The sequence below is a fragment of the Streptomyces capitiformicae genome (genome assembly GCF_002214185.1).
GTDB classification, from domain to species: domain Bacteria; phylum Actinomycetota; class Actinomycetes; order Streptomycetales; family Streptomycetaceae; genus Streptomyces; species Streptomyces capitiformicae.
This window is the reverse complement of record NZ_CP022161.1, coordinates 8,709,002-8,723,274: the sequence shown is the minus strand read 5'-3', so window position 1 is coordinate 8,723,274 and position 14,273 is coordinate 8,709,002. Positions and strand designations below refer to the sequence as shown.

Genomic DNA, 14,273 nt, shown 5'->3' with positions numbered 1-14,273 from the left:
GGCTCCCCGCTGCTCAGAGCGGCACCGTCAGTGGGGTGTTCGCGGAGCTGTCCGGGTCCTCGGGGGACGAGTCCGGCACCTGTACGGGCAGGGGTATGACCACGCGCACGGTCGTACCCTTCTCCGCGCGCGACCTGATCCTCATGGTGCCGCCCCATCGTTCCGCCCTTTCCCGCATGGTCGTCAGTCCGTAGCCCGCCATGTCTCCCCCTGCGCCGATGCTCCGGCCGCCCTCGGGAGGAACCGGGTGCCCGCTCGGGTCCCGCAGTCCGCGACCGTTGTCGGAGACGCTCGCGGTCAGTGTGTGACCGTGGACGTCGAGGCGGACGACGGCGAAGGTGGCCTCCGCGTGTTTGACCACGTTGTGGATGGCCTCCGCGACGATCCGGTAGGCGTCCTCGGCGAGTTCGGGGTCGATCGTGTCCAGCCCTTGTCCGAACCGGAGCCGGAAGTACAGACCGGTCCGGTTCTCGGTGCTCTTGACGAGCGTGTTCACCGTCTCCTCCAGTCCGAGGTCGGCGGTGGACGACGGGCGCAGTTCGTGCACCATGGCCCTCAGGTCGGCAAGGACGGTCCGCGAAAGCGTTCCGATCTCGTCCGCGAAGCGCTGGACGGCCTCGGCGGGCACCGGCACACCACGCGTCCCCAGTACTCCCACCGCGTTGGCCTGCATGCCGATCGAGAACACCTGCTGGACGATCGAGTCGTGCAGATCCCGGGCGAGGCGCTGGCGTTCGTCCTGGCGCGCTCCGTCGCGCTCGCGCTGCAGCAGTGTGGCGTAGTCGACGGCGAGGGCAGCTTGTTCGGCCATGGCGGCGAGGAACTCCAACGTCCGGGTGCCGACCTCCTGTCCCGGTGCGAAGTACGCGTTCAGCACGCCTTCGGCACGGCCGCGCACCGTCAGCGGCATGCTGACGAAGGAGTCCCACGTCAGTTCGCCGAGGTAGTCGTGCAGCGGTTCCCAGGACGGGTCCTCGCGGATCTGGGCCCACCGGTGGGGGACGACGATCGGTGTGCGTTCCCTCAAGGTGTCGAGCATGCACAGCCGGGCGCCTCGGTCGCGGCACTCCAGCAGGCGGTCGAGGAACGTGTCCGAGCGTCGTAGCCCCGCGGAGCCCATCAGCCGCAGTTCCCGGCCCGTGCTGTCCAGGGTCAGGATCTGCACCCCGGCCAGTCCGTCGGTCTGGACGATCTGCCGGGCGACGGCGTCCAGGGTGGAACCCAGTGATCCTTCGGAGGCCAGGGCTACGGAGGTCCGTGCGATCGCCGCGACCCTGCGGTAACGGTGTCCCTCGTCGGTCACGTCACGAAACGAGACGACCTGCAGACTCGGGTCTCTCGGCAGGCCGCGGGCCCGGTAGGCGAACGCGCGCCGTTCTCCCGAGCCGGTCGCCCAGTAGGCCACCTGCTCGTCCGGCTCGTCCTCCAGCAACCCCGGGCAGGCGGTGGGCTTCCTCGTGAGAGCGAACGGAGAGGGGACACCGATCAGGTCGGCCTCCCTGCGCTCGCCGCACAGCGCGACCGCCGCGGGGTTCAGCTGGACGAAGCGGCCGGCGCTGTCCACCACGGCGAGGCCGTCCATCGCCGCGGCCGCGACATCCCCCCACCCGACGAGTGATGAACCGGGCATGGCCTACCTCCTCAGCTGCGCGACGCCCCACGGGATGAGGTGCTCTGGATTTCGCGGACGGCCTGGTGGCCGGGGAGAGGGGTCGGGGCACGCCGACGGCAGCATCGTAGCCCGGCACGCCCGGGGCGGTGCTACGTCATTTGACCTGTTCATCGCCTGTCGAAGCGCCGAGCGGGTTCAGTCATTGCTCGCTTTCCCCGTCGGGCCTCACGTGCCTAGCCTGACTTCCACCTCGCCGTATCCCGCTGCCCCCCGGACAGGATGCGCGAGGCAGCCCACGGGGTGGACTCGGCCGCACGGTCGGTCCGAGTTCGCGCTGCCCGGGTGCCCGAACCCTCAGGACGAGGAGGTCCGAGCATTGGACGTGTCCATCGGCACCATCTGGGAGGCGGTCTCCCGCGCCCTGCCCGATGCCGTCGCCATCGTCGAGCCCGGTCGTGAACTGACCTACCGGGAGTTCGACGATCGCGCGTCACGGCTGGCCGCCGCGCTGGAAGATGCCGGGGTGCGGGCGGGCGACACAGTGGCCTGCTACCTGTACAACGGCGCCGCGTATCTGGAGACGGTCTATGCCGCGTTCAAGATCGGCGCCGTCCCCGCGAACGCCAACTACCGCTACACCGGTGAGGAGTTGTCCGAACTGCTCACGGACGCCGACGCGGCGGCACTCGTCTTCGGCGGCGCCCTGGCCGACCGGGTCACGCACGCCGCCCGACACGTCCGCACACTGAAGCTGCTCGTGAGGGCGGGGGATCCGCCCGCCGAAGGCCCGGCCGGGCCGGACGTGCCCGAGCTGGAAGAGCTGCTCGCGGCGTACGCACCCCGCGCGGCCCGGCCCCGGCCCGGATCGGACCGGCTCTTCATGTACACCGGCGGCACCACGGGCAAGCCCAAGGGCGTGATGTGGCAGCTCGGCGACCTGCTCCACTCCATTCCGATCCTCCGGCAGGCCGGCGTCACAGAACTGCCGAAAACGCTCGACGAAGCCGCGTCGGTCGCGCTCGCCGCCCACAACGAAGGCAGAGCTCCCACCACGATGCCGGTCGTCCCTCTGATGCACGCCACCGGACTGTTCAACACCATGGGCACCCTGCTGGTGGGCGGCCGGGCGGTCATGGCACGGCAGGGCGGACTGGATCCGGCCCACGTCTGGCAGACGCTCGCCGAGCGCGAGGTCGACACACTGCTCGTCGCGGGCAACGCCGTCTGCCGACCGCTCGTCGACGAACTGGTGCGCGCCGAAGACGCCGGCACACCGTACGACCTGGGTTCCCTTCGCACGATCCTCAGCTCCGGCACCGCGCTCGACGACCGGCTGAAGGCGGCGCTGCACGAACGCTCCTCCGTCACGGTCGTCGACGCCATCGCCTCCAGCGAGGGTGGTCCCTTCGCCCTGGCGGTCACCTCCTCGGTACGGGAGCTGCCGGCCCGGTTCTATCCGGTGTCCGCGACCAGGGTGATCGGCGACTGCGACCGTTTCGTCGAGCCCGGCAGCGGTGAGACGGGGATCCTCGCCTACTGCGGGCCGATGCCGCTCGGCTACTACAAGGACACCGGGAAGAGCGCGCGGACGTTCCGCACCATCGACGGGGTCCGGTACTCCATTCCCGGCGATCTCGCCCAGATCGAGGCCGACGGCGCGATCAGGTTCCTCGGGCGGGGCTCGGGCGTGATCAACACCGGTGGGGAGAAGGTGCACCCACAGGAGGTGGAGAACGTGCTGCTGACGCACCCCGATGTGACGGACTGCGTGGTCGTGGGTGTACCAGACGAGACATGGGGTGAGCGGGTTGCGGCCGTCGTGGCGGTCGCGCCGGGTGCCGCCACCACCGGTGAGGAACTCTCCGACTGGGTCCGGCGGAGCCTCGCCGGCTACAAGGTCCCGCGGTCCGTCGTGCTGACGGGAGCCCTGCCCCGTACGCCGACGGGCAAGCTCGAACTCGCCTGGGCCAGAAGAACGGTCCAGAAGGCCGACTGGTCCGGAAGCTGACGGTCGGGCCACCAGCGGCACCGTCACCGTCGACCTCGCCTCGGTGGAGAGCGCCGCCGTCCAGCGCGACGGCCAGTTCCGCGGTCAGATCATGAAAGGTCTCCGCGAAGCCGGGGCGACAGGCGACCAGCGACCTGACCATCCACGTGAGACCAACCCGGTCTCCTTCGACCAGTTTCTCACCCCGCCGCGGTCCTGCTCGCCTCCAGTGCTCTCAGCGCCTCGATCACGCCGGCGAGGTGGTCCCGCATGGCGGCTTCGGCCTTCTGCGGGTCGCCGGCGACGATCGCCTCGATGATCCGCTGGTGCTGGGGCAGCGAGGCACGGGCCCGGCCGGGCACCAGCGAGAGCATGAACCGGTGCCGGACCACCTGGGCCCGCAGCTGCTCGATGAGCCGGTCGGCGGTCTCGTGCCCGGCGATGTCGCGTACACAGCGGTGCAGGCGGGCATTGAGGTCGCTGTAGGCCGTCACTTCTCCGTCGGCGACCGCCTTCGCCATGTCCGCGCCGATACCGCGCAGCGTCTCGGCCTCCGCCGGGCCGATCCGCTCCGCCGCGCGGGCGGCGATCAGCCCTTCGAGGACCATCCGGGCCTCCGTGATCTGGACGGCCTCGGCGAAGGTGATCTCCCGGACGCGGGCGCCGCGGTTGCGCTGGATCTCCACCAGCCCTTCCGCCGTCAGCTGCTGGAACGCCGCACGCACGCCGGCGCGGCGGACGCCGAACTGTTCGCAGAGGTCCGTCTCCACCAGGCGCTGTCGCGGCGCGTACTCGCCGCGCAGCAGCGCGTCCCGGATCGCTCCGGTGACATCGATTCCGACGGGAGTGCTGGGAGTGCTGGGAGTGCTGGATGTGCTCATTGCGGCGAGGTCAGTCCTGGTAGGTGACGCCCAGTCCGGCGAGTCGGGCGCGCAGTGCGTAGTGGTCGACCTCCAGCGTCCCGGAACGCAGTACCTCCCGGGTAGCGACTTCCTTCGCGATCCGCTTCTCCGCGAGCTCGGCCGCCTCCTCCGCCTCCGCGAGCGGTACGACGGCCACGCCGTCGTCGTCGGCGACCACGACGTCACCGGGCCGGACGGATACCCCGCCGAGCGTCACGGGCACGTTCACAGAACCGGGGGACGCCTTCACCGTGCCTTGGGCGGACACGGCCCGCGACCAGACGTGGAAGCCCATCTCCCGCAGTTCGGCGGTGTCGCGCACCCCGGCCGCCGTGACCAGGCCGATGACACCGCGGGCGGCCAGGGACGTCGCCAGCAGTTCGCCGAACATGCCGTCCGTGGACGGGCAGGTGGTCGTGACCACGAGGACGTCCCCGGGACGGCACACTTCGACGGCCGCGTGAATCATCAGGTTGTCCCCGGGGTGCGAGCTGACGGTCACCGCCGGGCCCGCCATCCGTACGTTCCGCTGGTTCGGCCTCAGGCCGGTCCCCGCGAAGCCACGGCGGCCGATGGCCTCGTGCACCGTGGACACCCCGGCCTCGGCGAGCCGGGCGACCACGTCCGGGGCCGGTCGGTCGATGTTCCTGACGACGACATGGCGGTGGGACATGTCTCCTCCGAGCTCCTCCAGGAATGCTGGCAGGAGGTTGCTTGAAGTCAACACTATTGTCAACAAAAAATTTCGCGATATGGTGCCAACGCGGTCGGCCGGTGCCGACCCGTTCTCTTCGTGTCAACGCCGTGCCACCGGGGCGGACTTCGTAGGGTGCTCGCCCTCACGCACGGCATCACTTCGCAGCCGCATTTCCCGGCGGACCCGCTTCCGCCAGATCTGCGGGCACGCGACTCGGCGATCCGCCGCCCGGCATACGAGCTCGTCGGCACAGGAACTCGTCGACATCCCGGCACGCGCCGACCGTCCGGCCGACGCGCTGGTCCCGTCCGACCCCATCCGCTCCCGTCCGACCCCATCCGCTCCCGTCCGATACCAAGGAGTCCCGATGACCCCCACCGCGTCACCATCGTCCGACGGCGCCCTGCTGGTGATCAGCGCCCACGCCGGCGACTTCGTCTGGCGGGCCGGCGGCGCCATCGCCCTGGCCGCCGAACGCGGTCAGCGCGCCAAGGTGCTGTGCCTGAGCTTCGGCGAACGCGGAGAGTCCGCCCGTGCCTGGCGGGAGGGCCTCCGCCTCGACGAGATCAAGGAACTCCGCCGTACGGAGGCCACCAATGCCGCCGCCGCGCTGGGCGCGGAGATCGAGTTCCTGGACGCCGGGGACTATCCCCTGCTGGAGAAACCGGAGTTGGTGGACCGCATCGTGCGCGTGTACCGGGAGGTGAACCCCGCGGTCGTTCTCACGCACACCCTCACCGACCCCTACAACGGCGACCACCCCGCCGCCGCCCGCATGGCGCTGCAGGCACGTGTGCTGGCTCAGGCGGTCGGCTACGACGCGCCCGGTGAACCGCTCGGCGCTCCCCCGGTGTTCTTCTTCGAGCCGCACCAGCCCGAGCAATGCGACTTCAAGCCGAACGTCCTGCTCGACATCACGACCGTCTTCGACAGGAAACGCAAGGCCATGGAGTGCCTGGCCGCCCAGCAGCACATGTGGGACTACTACACCGACCTGGCCAAGCGCCGCGGGGTCCAGCTGAAGCGGAACGCCGGCCCCAATCTGGGGCTTTCGCACGGGACCATGGGTGAGGCGTACGTGCGGCTCTACCCCGAGACGACCGGGGTGCTGGCATGACGTCGGCGACGCACATCTGGGTGCCCTTCCGCGACACGTCCCTGTTCGTGGAGTTCGCGCGGGGGACGGACGATCCGGACCGCGCGCCCGGTCACCAGAAGCTGCTGGCCGACGTCGTTCCGTCGGGCGGCGTCACGCGGGACGACCGCTACGGCGAACCTCTGTGGCGGGTCGACGCCGAGTATCTGCACGCCGTGGTGGAGGCCCTGTGGACCACGGACCACCCGCTGTACATCCACCTCGACCAGACCCCACGGCACGGCCGGGAGCACGGCGGGCACGACGAATGACGTAGGCGGATCGTGACCTTCCGCCGTCCGGGTCCGGTCATTAGCGCGACGACCTGCGCGTTCCCCCCGACTAGCGTCGAACGTGCCACCGCACCACCGACCGTGCCGAGGAGATGACGCACATGACGAGCCCGTCGCCCGCAGCCCTGGACGCGCTCCCGCTCGGGACGGCCGCAGCCTCGACCACCCCGGCGCCGCGCGAGACCGAGTACGACGGCACCGTCACCGTAGTGTCCCGACAGACGGCGGCGGACGGTGTCACGTCCCTGGTGCTCGCACGGCACGACGGGGTACCCCTGCCGCGCTGGCAGCCGGGCGCGCACATCGACGTGGTCCTCCCGACGGGCACCGTCCGCCAGTACTCGCTGTGCGGCCCGACGGCCGTCACCGACTGCTGGCGCATCGCGGTGCTGCGGGAACCCGACGGACGCGGCGGATCGCGGTGGGTCCACGACAACGTCCGCGAGGGAAGCGAGCTGCGGATACGCGGCCCGCGCAACAACTTCCCACTGCGGCAGGCCAGGCGGTACCTGTTCGTCGCCGGCGGCATCGGCATCACCCCCTTGCTGCCGATGATCGCCGAGGCCGACGCGGCCGGGGCCGACTGGTCCCTGCTCTACGGGGGCCGGAGCCGCACCTCCATGGCGTTCCTGTCCGAGCTGGAGGGCTACGGCGAGCGCGTGACCGTACGGCCGCAGGACGAGTACGGTCTGCTCGACCTCGCCGGCCACCTCGGCGAACCCGCCCCCTCCACCCTGGTGTACTGCTGCGGCCCGGCCGGGCTGATCGACGCGGTCGAGGCCCACTGCGCCACCTGGCCGGCGGGATCGCTCAACGTGGAGCGGTTCGCCGCGGCCCCGGGGCAGCACTCCGGTGACGGCGAGGGCGACGAACCGTTCGAGGTGGAACTGCGCTCGACCGGGGTGACGCTCACCGTACAGCCGGGACAGTCCGTACTCAGGGCGGTGGAAGCGGCGGGCGCGCAGGTCATGTCCTCCTGCGAGGAGGGCATCTGCGGCTCCTGCGAGACCGCCGTCCTGGCGGGCGAGATCGACCACCGGGACTCCCTGCTCACCGATGACGAGCGGGCCGCCGGCGACACGATGCTGATCTGCGTCTCCCGCGCCCGCGGCGGCCGCCTCGTCCTGGACCTCTGACTCCCGGGCCTCAGCCCACCCTCAAGGAAAGTCTTCGAAGAGAAAGGCATCGCCGTCATGCTCTCCTCACACGTGCGCAACGGCTGGTACCTGGGAGCCTGGTCCGACGAGATCGGCCGGACCCTCACCCGCCGCTGGATCACGGACATCCCGGTCTGCTTCTACCGGCTGCCCGACGCCACCGTGACCGCCGTCGAGGACCGCTGCCCCCACCGCAAGTACCCGCTGTCGCTCGGCCATCTCGACGACGACGGCACCCTCCAGTGCGACTACCACGGCTACCGCTTCGACGCCGGGGGCGTGTGCGTCGGGGTCGCCGAGCAGGCCGACCTGCCCAAGGCCACGCTGCGCCGCTTCCCGCTGGTCGAGAAGGACGGCGCCATCTGGATCTGGCCCGGCGACCCCGAACTGGCCGACGCGAGCCTGCTGCCGGACACCTCGTGGCTGACCGATCCGGACTGGACCCATGTGCACGGCGTCGTCCCGCTGAAGGCACGCCACCTGCTGCTGGTGGAGAACCTGCTGGACCTCACCCACGAGACGTTCCTGCACCCGACGAGCATCGGCAACGCGGCCGTCGCCGCCACCCCGATCGACGTCACCGTGGACGGCGACCGGGTCGCCTTCAGCCGCCGCATGACCGGCATCGAGGCCCCGCCGTTCTACGAGAAGTCCTGCGGACTGACCTCCCCGGTGGACCGCTGGCAGGACGGGGAGTTCTACCCGCCGGGCATCTTCATCCTCCACATCCGCGTCGCGGCCACCGGCACCGAGGAACCGGAGGGCTTCCACATGAAGGTGCTGTACGGCATGACGCCCGGCCTGGGCAACGAGACCCACGACTTCTACGCCCTGGCCCGCGACTACCTCATCGACGACGAAGAGCTCACGGAGTTCCAGCACAAGCAGCAGCTCGCGGTGATGCAGGAGGACGTCGACGCCCTGGAGGCCCAGGAGTTGATGTACGCCACGGACCCGGGCGGCACCGTCGAGTCCAGCATCCGCTCCGATCTGGCCGCCCTGCGCGGACGCCGCGCGCTGGCGAAGATGCTCGCCCACGAGCAGCGAGGAAACGTGTCGGCATGAAGGTCTTCGTCCTCCTGCACGGGGCCTGGCACGGCGGCTGGGTGTGGCAGCGCGTGACACCGGGGCTGCGCGCCGCCGGGCACGAGGTGCACACCCCCACGCTCACCGGGGTGAGTGACCGCGCCCACCTGCTCAGTCCCCAAGTGGGTCTGACGACGCACATCCAGGACGTCGTGGCCCTGATCGAGGCCCATGACCTGCGGGATGTGGTGCTCGTCGGGCACAGCTACGCCGGCCAGGTCGTCACCGGGGTCGCGGACCGCGTCCCCGAGCGACTGGCGAAGCGGGTCTACCTGGACGCCTTCGTCGGCGACGACGGGGACGCGGCGATCGACCTGCAGCCCGCCACCATCGCGGGCCACTACCGGGAGTCCGTGGCAGGACCCGGCTTCGGCTGGCTCATTCCGGTGCGCTCACTGAGCGTCCTGGGGGTGGAGGAACAGTCGGACCTGGACTGGCTCGGCCCCCGGCTGACCCCGCACCCATGGCTGACGTACACCGAGCCGCTCCGGCTGACCGGCAAGGCGGACCAGGTGCCCGGCGTCTTCGTCGAGTGCACCGCCTGGATGCGGGTGTTCACCCCGCACGCCGAGCGGGCCGCCGCCCGGGGCTGGCCGGTCCACGAGATCGCCACCGGCCACGAGGCCATGGTCACCGCCCCCGGCGAACTGGCTGACCTGCTGCTGGATCTGGCCTGAAGCCCTGAAAGACAGGAGGACACCACATGGAATTCCTCGTCCGCACCGAGAACACCCTGCCACCCGACACCCCTGACGACGTCCGCGAGAACCTGCGCAAGGGCGAGCGCGCACGGGCGCAGGAACTCCGCGAGGCCGGCATCCTCAAACGGCTGTGGCGGGTGCCGGGCCGCAACGCGACCATCGGTCTGTACGAGGCGGCCGACCCGGCGGAACTGCACGACGCCCTGGTGTCGCTGCCGATGTGGAAGTGGATGGACATCACCGTCGAGGCCCTGGCCACCCACCCGCAGGAGAAGGCACCGTGACCACGCGGGGCCCGCGTGTCGCGGTGGTCACGGGAGCGGCGGGCGGACTCGGCGGGGCCATCGTCCGCCGACTGAGCGCCGACGGATTCACCGTCGCCGCCCTGGACATCACCGAACCGGACGACGAGGCGGACATCGCCGGCGTACGAGCCTGGCGTTGCGACGTCAGCGACCCGGACGCCACGCGCCGCACCGTCGAGGAGATCGCGGAGACCCACGGCGGCGTTGACGTCCTGGTCAACAACGCGGGCCTGCTGTCCGGCCGGAACAGTCTGCTGGAGACCACCCCGCAGGAGCTGCACCGCTTCTTCGACGTCAACGCCGTCGGCCCCCTGCTCATGGTGCAGGCGTGCGTACCGTGGCTGGTCAAGAGCGCACACCGCGGACGGGTGATCAACGTCGCCTCCCGCACCTTCTTCACCGGCTCACCGGGCCAACTCGCCTACGTCGCCAGCAAAGGCGCGCTGATCGGCATGACCCGGGTGATGGCGCGCGAGCTGGGCGAGCACCGGATCACCGTCAACGCGGTGGCCCCCGCCCAGGTCGCCACCCCCGGCACCCGGGCCCACTCCGGCGACGAGGCCTTCGCCGCGACCATGCGGCAGCAGGCGATCCACGAGTACGTCACCCCCGATCACTTCGCAGGGCTCGTCTCGTATCTGGCCTCGCCGGACGCGGCCATGGTCACCGGCCAGACGCTCGTCTGCGACGGCGGCGGTCTGCTCCACTGACCGGCCGTGGCACGGCAGCAGAAGAAGAGGAGGGAGAGGAAGAGCCATGTCCACCAGCACACCCCGGGTTTCGGGCACCTACGTCTTCGACATCGCCGACAACCGTCGGGGCCGGGCCCTGAACCGGCTCTGCGGGTCGTTGAAGGACGCCGACAACCGGGCGAGGTTCAGCGCGGACGAGGACGCGTACTGCGAGGCGTACGGACTCACGGCCGAGCAGCGGAAGGCGGTCCTGAACCGGGACTGGACACGGATGCTGGAGCTCGGCGGCTCCATCTTCTACGTCTTCAAACTCGCGGTCCTGGACCAGAAGTCCATGCAGTACCTCGGCGGCGTGTTCACCGGCATGACCACCGAGGAGTTCACTCAGGCGCTGAAAGCGGGAGGGCGGAGCTTTGGCTGAGGTGATATGGGGTCTGGCCACCTCGCACGTACCGTCGATCGGCGCGGCGATGGACCGCCAGAAGACCGAGGACCCGTACTGGAAACCACTGTTCGACGGGTACGCGCCGGCCCGGGAGTGGATGGCCCGGCACACTCCGGACGTGGCGGTGGTCGTTTACAACGACCACGCCAACGCCGTCGACATGTCCGTCACACCGACCTTCGCGATCGGTGCGGCGGCCTCGTACGAGGTGGCGGACGAAGGATGGGGCAGCCGCCCCGTCCCCACCGTCGTCGGCGCCCCGGAGTTCTCCGACCACCTCGTCGAAAGCCTGGTCGACTCCTCCTTCGACATCACGGTGTTCCAGGAACTCGCCGTCGACCACGGCCTGACCGTGCCGCTCTCGGTGTACTGCCCCGACCCCGGGGAGAGCTGGCCGTGCGCTGTGGTACCCCTGCTGGTCAACGTCATCCAGTACCCCCAGCCCACAGCCGCACGCTGCCTGGCCCTCGGGAAGGCCCTCGGCGCAGCGATCCGGTCCTTCCCCGAGGACCTCAAGGTCGCCGTCTTCGGTACCGGCGGCATGTCCCACCAGCTCGCGGGCGCCCGCGCCGGACTGATCAACCAGGACTTCGACCGGATGTACCTCGACGCCATCGAGCACGACCCGGAGAAGCTGGCCGCGCTGACCCGCGAGGACTACATCCGCGAGGCCGGCTCCGAGGGCATCGAGCTCATCATGTGGCTGATCATGCGCGGCGCCCTCGGGCCACGGATCCGCCGCGTGCACGACGCCTACCACGTCCCCGCGTCCAACACGGCGGCCGGGATGGTCCTGTTCGACAACCTCGGCGCGTGAGGCGCGACGCGGATCGTCTCCTCCTTGTCCTGGCTCTCCGTGCACCTGACAGCCGCTTCGGTCCCGGAGGAGGGGGCTATGTGGTGGGGCGTCGCGGTGTGTTGTCTCAGGGCTGAGATTTGTGCGGGCCTCGCGGGCCTGCGGACCTGTGTTTCGCGTCAGGACCGGCCGCGAAGGGATGACATGGCCCAGCGCAGGGCGAAGCAGGCGGATGCCGTTGCGCGGATCGTGGAGGACCGGCACGTGAGCGCCCCGACCTGGACACCACGCCACTGGAGGCGCTCGCCCGGCTGCACGCGCCTACCTGCACTTCAATCTCGGCTTGCCGAGCAGATGGACGACTCGCCCGGACCGCGAGCGTGTCCGCCAGGCGGGCGCCGGCCCAGCCCGCCAGCATCACCCCTACCTGTTGCAGCACCGTCTGCAGCCCGGTGCTTCGCCGCCCGTGCCGGAAGGTGAGTCCGTCGACCTGATCGACGAACTCACCTTCCGGCAGGCGCGGTCACGGCAGCGGAACCGCCGCACCTGTAACTCGATCACCACGGGACGCCCGGCGACTGCAGTATCGGCAAGGCGGCACACGTATCGGCTGTGCACCCGGCCCGACACCGTCCCGCAGTCGGGACATGCGGCCCGCTCCTCCGATGCGCGAGCCCGCACGATGCCCAACTCGCCGTCTACCACTGCGTTTTCGATCACTACGCCGTCGACCTGGTGGAACCACAGGTCCTGGAGGAACACATCACCCACGGCCGTTCATGATCGCGGTTGTGGTGACCCTCCGTGGCTCCGGCACTGAAAGTGATCCAGAACCACCAATGCGTCGTCGACCGCACCGTGCAGAACCGGATCGCCGACGAGCACAGCCGCTCGACGGTGAAGAACACCATCGCCGTTGCGGCACCCCTGCCCTGTTCCCGCCGCGCTCGCCCAATGATCCCGCGCGAGGGGTCTCGGTCCGGTTCGGCAGTCCGGTATCCGTCATCTTCGGTCACCACTTTCCGACGCAACAGGCAGCCTGCCGTGCCCCTTCCTTCACGCTAACGGCGATTGCCCGACGTCGCTCAGGCAAGTGGCATGCGAGCGATGACGGGTGCGGCGCCGGGAGACGGCGGTGATACCCACGCAGAAGGGCAGGTCGGGTGGCCGGCCGGGCCGCTCTACCGGACGCGGGGCCTGCGGCCGCGCCCCATCCGCGTTCTGAGGAGGACAAGATCGGCGATGAGCACCATCACCCCGATGATCAGCAGGTAGAGAGTGACCCTGCCTAAGGGCGGTTGAGGCGGGCGGGCATGGTGTCCCCGGCCGACTACAGGGCTGGATTCGCGAACACGCAGGTCCGAGTGCCCTCAGCCGCCGCACTTCAGACGGCCGCACCAGTCACCCCCTGGGAGAGCCCGGCCAAGATCTTCTCCCAGATTTCTCCCAAACGATCTCCAGAAACCCGTCAGGGGCCTGATCCACTAGCTGGATCAGGCCCCTGACCTGGTACTTCACTGTCGGGGTGGCGGGATTTGAACCCACGACCTCTTCGTCCCGAACGAAGCGCGCTGCCAAGCTGCGCTACACCCCGATTGTCGCTGCTTGTCGCGGCGACGTCGTTTACTTTAGCCCACTGGTGGCTGGAGGCGAAATCCGGTTTTCGGGGCGGCGGTCGTGGCGGCTGGAGTGGCCCCGGCGGGGGTGTACGGGGTCGGGGCGGAGGTGGTCGGCGGCGATGAGGAGGAGGCCGAGGGCGTAGATGGCGAGGCCCAGGAGGAGGGCGTTGGCGAGGGCGCCCTTGTAGCCGTGGCGGGCGGCGTCCAGGAACGGGTACAGGTACGGGTCCGGCCAGTCGGGGGTGAGGACGGCGGCGCGGCCGAGGGTGAATGCCAGGTACGCCATCGGATAGAGCAGCCAGGCCACGGACTGGCTCAGGCGGGGCGGGGACGGGCGGGTCAGGAGGAGCCAGTCCGCCACCACCGCCAGGGGGATCGCCGTGTGGAAGGCGAGATTGGTCAGGGCCTGCCAGCCCGTGGGCGGCGGGGCCGGCACCAGGATCAGGTGGTACGCCAGGGCCGTGGTCATCGCGTAGAGCACCACGCCGCTCGTCACCAGGAACGGCAGCGGGCGGCGGGCCGACCATGCGCGGCGGGACGAGGTCGCGAAGACCAGCGCCACCAGGGCCGTGCTCTGGACCGAGAAGTGGGCCATGGCCCGTACGGGGCTGCCCACCACCATCTCGATCACTACGGCCGCTGCCGCCGCCAGCGCCACCAGGGCGCGGAAGGCCGCCGTCGGCCGGCGTGGTGCCGGTGCCACCACTGCCGCCGCGGGCACGACGGATGGCACCAGCGTGGGGATGCTCGAGATCGCCGGCAGCTCGGGGATGTCCCTGGGTATCGGTGCGGTCATGCGCTTCACGCTAGGCCGCCCCGACGAAACGGGCCTTTCGGGGTGATCCG

At 70.2% G+C, this 14,273-nt stretch carries 15 protein-coding genes and 1 tRNA gene; 10 read left to right on the top strand and 6 right to left on the bottom strand.

The window, feature by feature from the left end; translation table 11 throughout:
* Window positions 1-13: 13 nt before the first annotated feature.
* Window positions 14-1,630 (bottom strand): sensor histidine kinase, encoded by a 1,617-nt coding sequence (locus CES90_RS39285; protein WP_208921551.1) that lies wholly within the window; start codon window positions 1,628-1,630, stop codon window positions 14-16.
* 364 nt (window positions 1,631-1,994) lie between these two features.
* Between CES90_RS39285 and CES90_RS39280 the strand changes: the two genes are divergently transcribed.
* Window positions 1,995-3,620 (top strand): AMP-binding protein, encoded by a 1,626-nt coding sequence (locus tag CES90_RS39280; RefSeq protein ID WP_232791430.1) that lies wholly within the window; start codon window positions 1,995-1,997, stop codon window positions 3,618-3,620.
* 179 nt (window positions 3,621-3,799) lie between these two features.
* On the opposite strand, the gene CES90_RS39275 is transcribed toward CES90_RS39280, so the two are convergent.
* The gene (locus CES90_RS39275; RefSeq protein ID WP_232791359.1) at window positions 3,800-4,480 is read right to left on the bottom strand and encodes a GntR family transcriptional regulator; all 681 of its coding nucleotides are present in this window, start codon (window positions 4,478-4,480) and stop codon (window positions 3,800-3,802) included.
* A 10-nt stretch (window positions 4,481-4,490) separates the two neighbouring features.
* The gene (locus tag CES90_RS39270) at window positions 4,491-5,174 is read right to left on the bottom strand and encodes a 4-carboxy-4-hydroxy-2-oxoadipate aldolase/oxaloacetate decarboxylase (protein ID WP_208921549.1); all 684 of its coding nucleotides are present in this window, start codon (window positions 5,172-5,174) and stop codon (window positions 4,491-4,493) included.
* A 391-nt stretch (window positions 5,175-5,565) separates the two neighbouring features.
* Here CES90_RS39270 and CES90_RS39265 point away from each other — a divergent pair, with 391 nt between their 5' ends.
* The 9 genes from CES90_RS39265 to CES90_RS39225 all read left to right on the top strand — a co-directional run bounded on the left by CES90_RS39265 (window position 5,566) and on the right by CES90_RS39225 (window position 11,829).
* On the top strand, window positions 5,566-6,315 hold the full coding sequence (locus tag CES90_RS39265) for a PIG-L deacetylase family protein (protein ID WP_208921548.1): 750 nt from the start codon (window positions 5,566-5,568) through the stop codon (window positions 6,313-6,315).
* Complete coding sequence (locus CES90_RS39260; RefSeq protein WP_208921547.1) at window positions 6,312-6,605, top strand: hypothetical protein; 294 nt, start codon at window positions 6,312-6,314, stop codon at window positions 6,603-6,605. The genes CES90_RS39265 and CES90_RS39260 overlap by 4 nt, the downstream gene beginning before the upstream one ends.
* A gap of 122 nt (window positions 6,606-6,727) precedes the next feature.
* Window positions 6,728-7,762: a PDR/VanB family oxidoreductase gene (locus tag CES90_RS39255; RefSeq protein ID WP_208921546.1), complete on the top strand. Its 1,035-nt coding sequence runs from the start codon at window positions 6,728-6,730 to the stop codon at window positions 7,760-7,762.
* A 57-nt stretch (window positions 7,763-7,819) separates the two neighbouring features.
* Window positions 7,820-8,848 carry an aromatic ring-hydroxylating dioxygenase subunit alpha gene (locus CES90_RS39250; RefSeq protein ID WP_208921545.1) on the top strand — a complete coding sequence of 343 codons (1,029 nt, stop codon included), beginning with the start codon at window positions 7,820-7,822 and terminating at the stop codon, window positions 8,846-8,848.
* Window positions 8,845-9,546 carry an alpha/beta hydrolase gene (locus tag CES90_RS39245; protein WP_208921544.1) on the top strand — a complete coding sequence of 234 codons (702 nt, stop codon included), beginning with the start codon at window positions 8,845-8,847 and terminating at the stop codon, window positions 9,544-9,546. The genes CES90_RS39250 and CES90_RS39245 overlap by 4 nt, the downstream gene beginning before the upstream one ends.
* A gap of 26 nt (window positions 9,547-9,572) precedes the next feature.
* The gene (locus tag CES90_RS39240) at window positions 9,573-9,854 is read left to right on the top strand and encodes a muconolactone Delta-isomerase family protein (RefSeq protein WP_208921543.1); all 282 of its coding nucleotides are present in this window, start codon (window positions 9,573-9,575) and stop codon (window positions 9,852-9,854) included.
* Window positions 9,851-10,585 (top strand): SDR family NAD(P)-dependent oxidoreductase, encoded by a 735-nt coding sequence (locus CES90_RS39235; RefSeq protein ID WP_208921542.1) that lies wholly within the window; start codon window positions 9,851-9,853, stop codon window positions 10,583-10,585. The genes CES90_RS39240 and CES90_RS39235 overlap by 4 nt, the downstream gene beginning before the upstream one ends.
* Window positions 10,586-10,631: 46 nt before the next feature.
* Entirely contained in the window at window positions 10,632-10,988 is a 357-nt protein-coding gene (locus CES90_RS39230) for a protocatechuate 3,4-dioxygenase (RefSeq protein WP_208921541.1), read from the top strand.
* 1 nt (window position 10,989) lies between these two features.
* Window positions 10,990-11,829: a class III extradiol dioxygenase subunit beta gene (locus CES90_RS39225; RefSeq protein ID WP_208921907.1), complete on the top strand. Its 840-nt coding sequence runs from the start codon at window positions 10,990-10,992 to the stop codon at window positions 11,827-11,829.
* A 402-nt stretch (window positions 11,830-12,231) separates the two neighbouring features.
* On the opposite strand, the gene CES90_RS52165 is transcribed toward CES90_RS39225, so the two are convergent.
* The 3 genes from CES90_RS52165 to CES90_RS39210 all read right to left on the bottom strand — a co-directional run bounded on the left by CES90_RS52165 (window position 12,232) and on the right by CES90_RS39210 (window position 14,223).
* Window positions 12,232-12,489, bottom strand: a complete 258-nt coding sequence (locus CES90_RS52165; RefSeq protein ID WP_408646663.1) for a transposase family protein — start codon at window positions 12,487-12,489, stop codon at window positions 12,232-12,234.
* 839 nt (window positions 12,490-13,328) lie between these two features.
* Window positions 13,329-13,402 (bottom strand) — tRNA-Pro (locus CES90_RS39215).
* A gap of 29 nt (window positions 13,403-13,431) precedes the next feature.
* Window positions 13,432-14,223 (bottom strand): Pr6Pr family membrane protein, encoded by a 792-nt coding sequence (locus tag CES90_RS39210; protein WP_189787077.1) that lies wholly within the window; start codon window positions 14,221-14,223, stop codon window positions 13,432-13,434.
* Window positions 14,224-14,273: the final 50 nt, after the last annotated feature.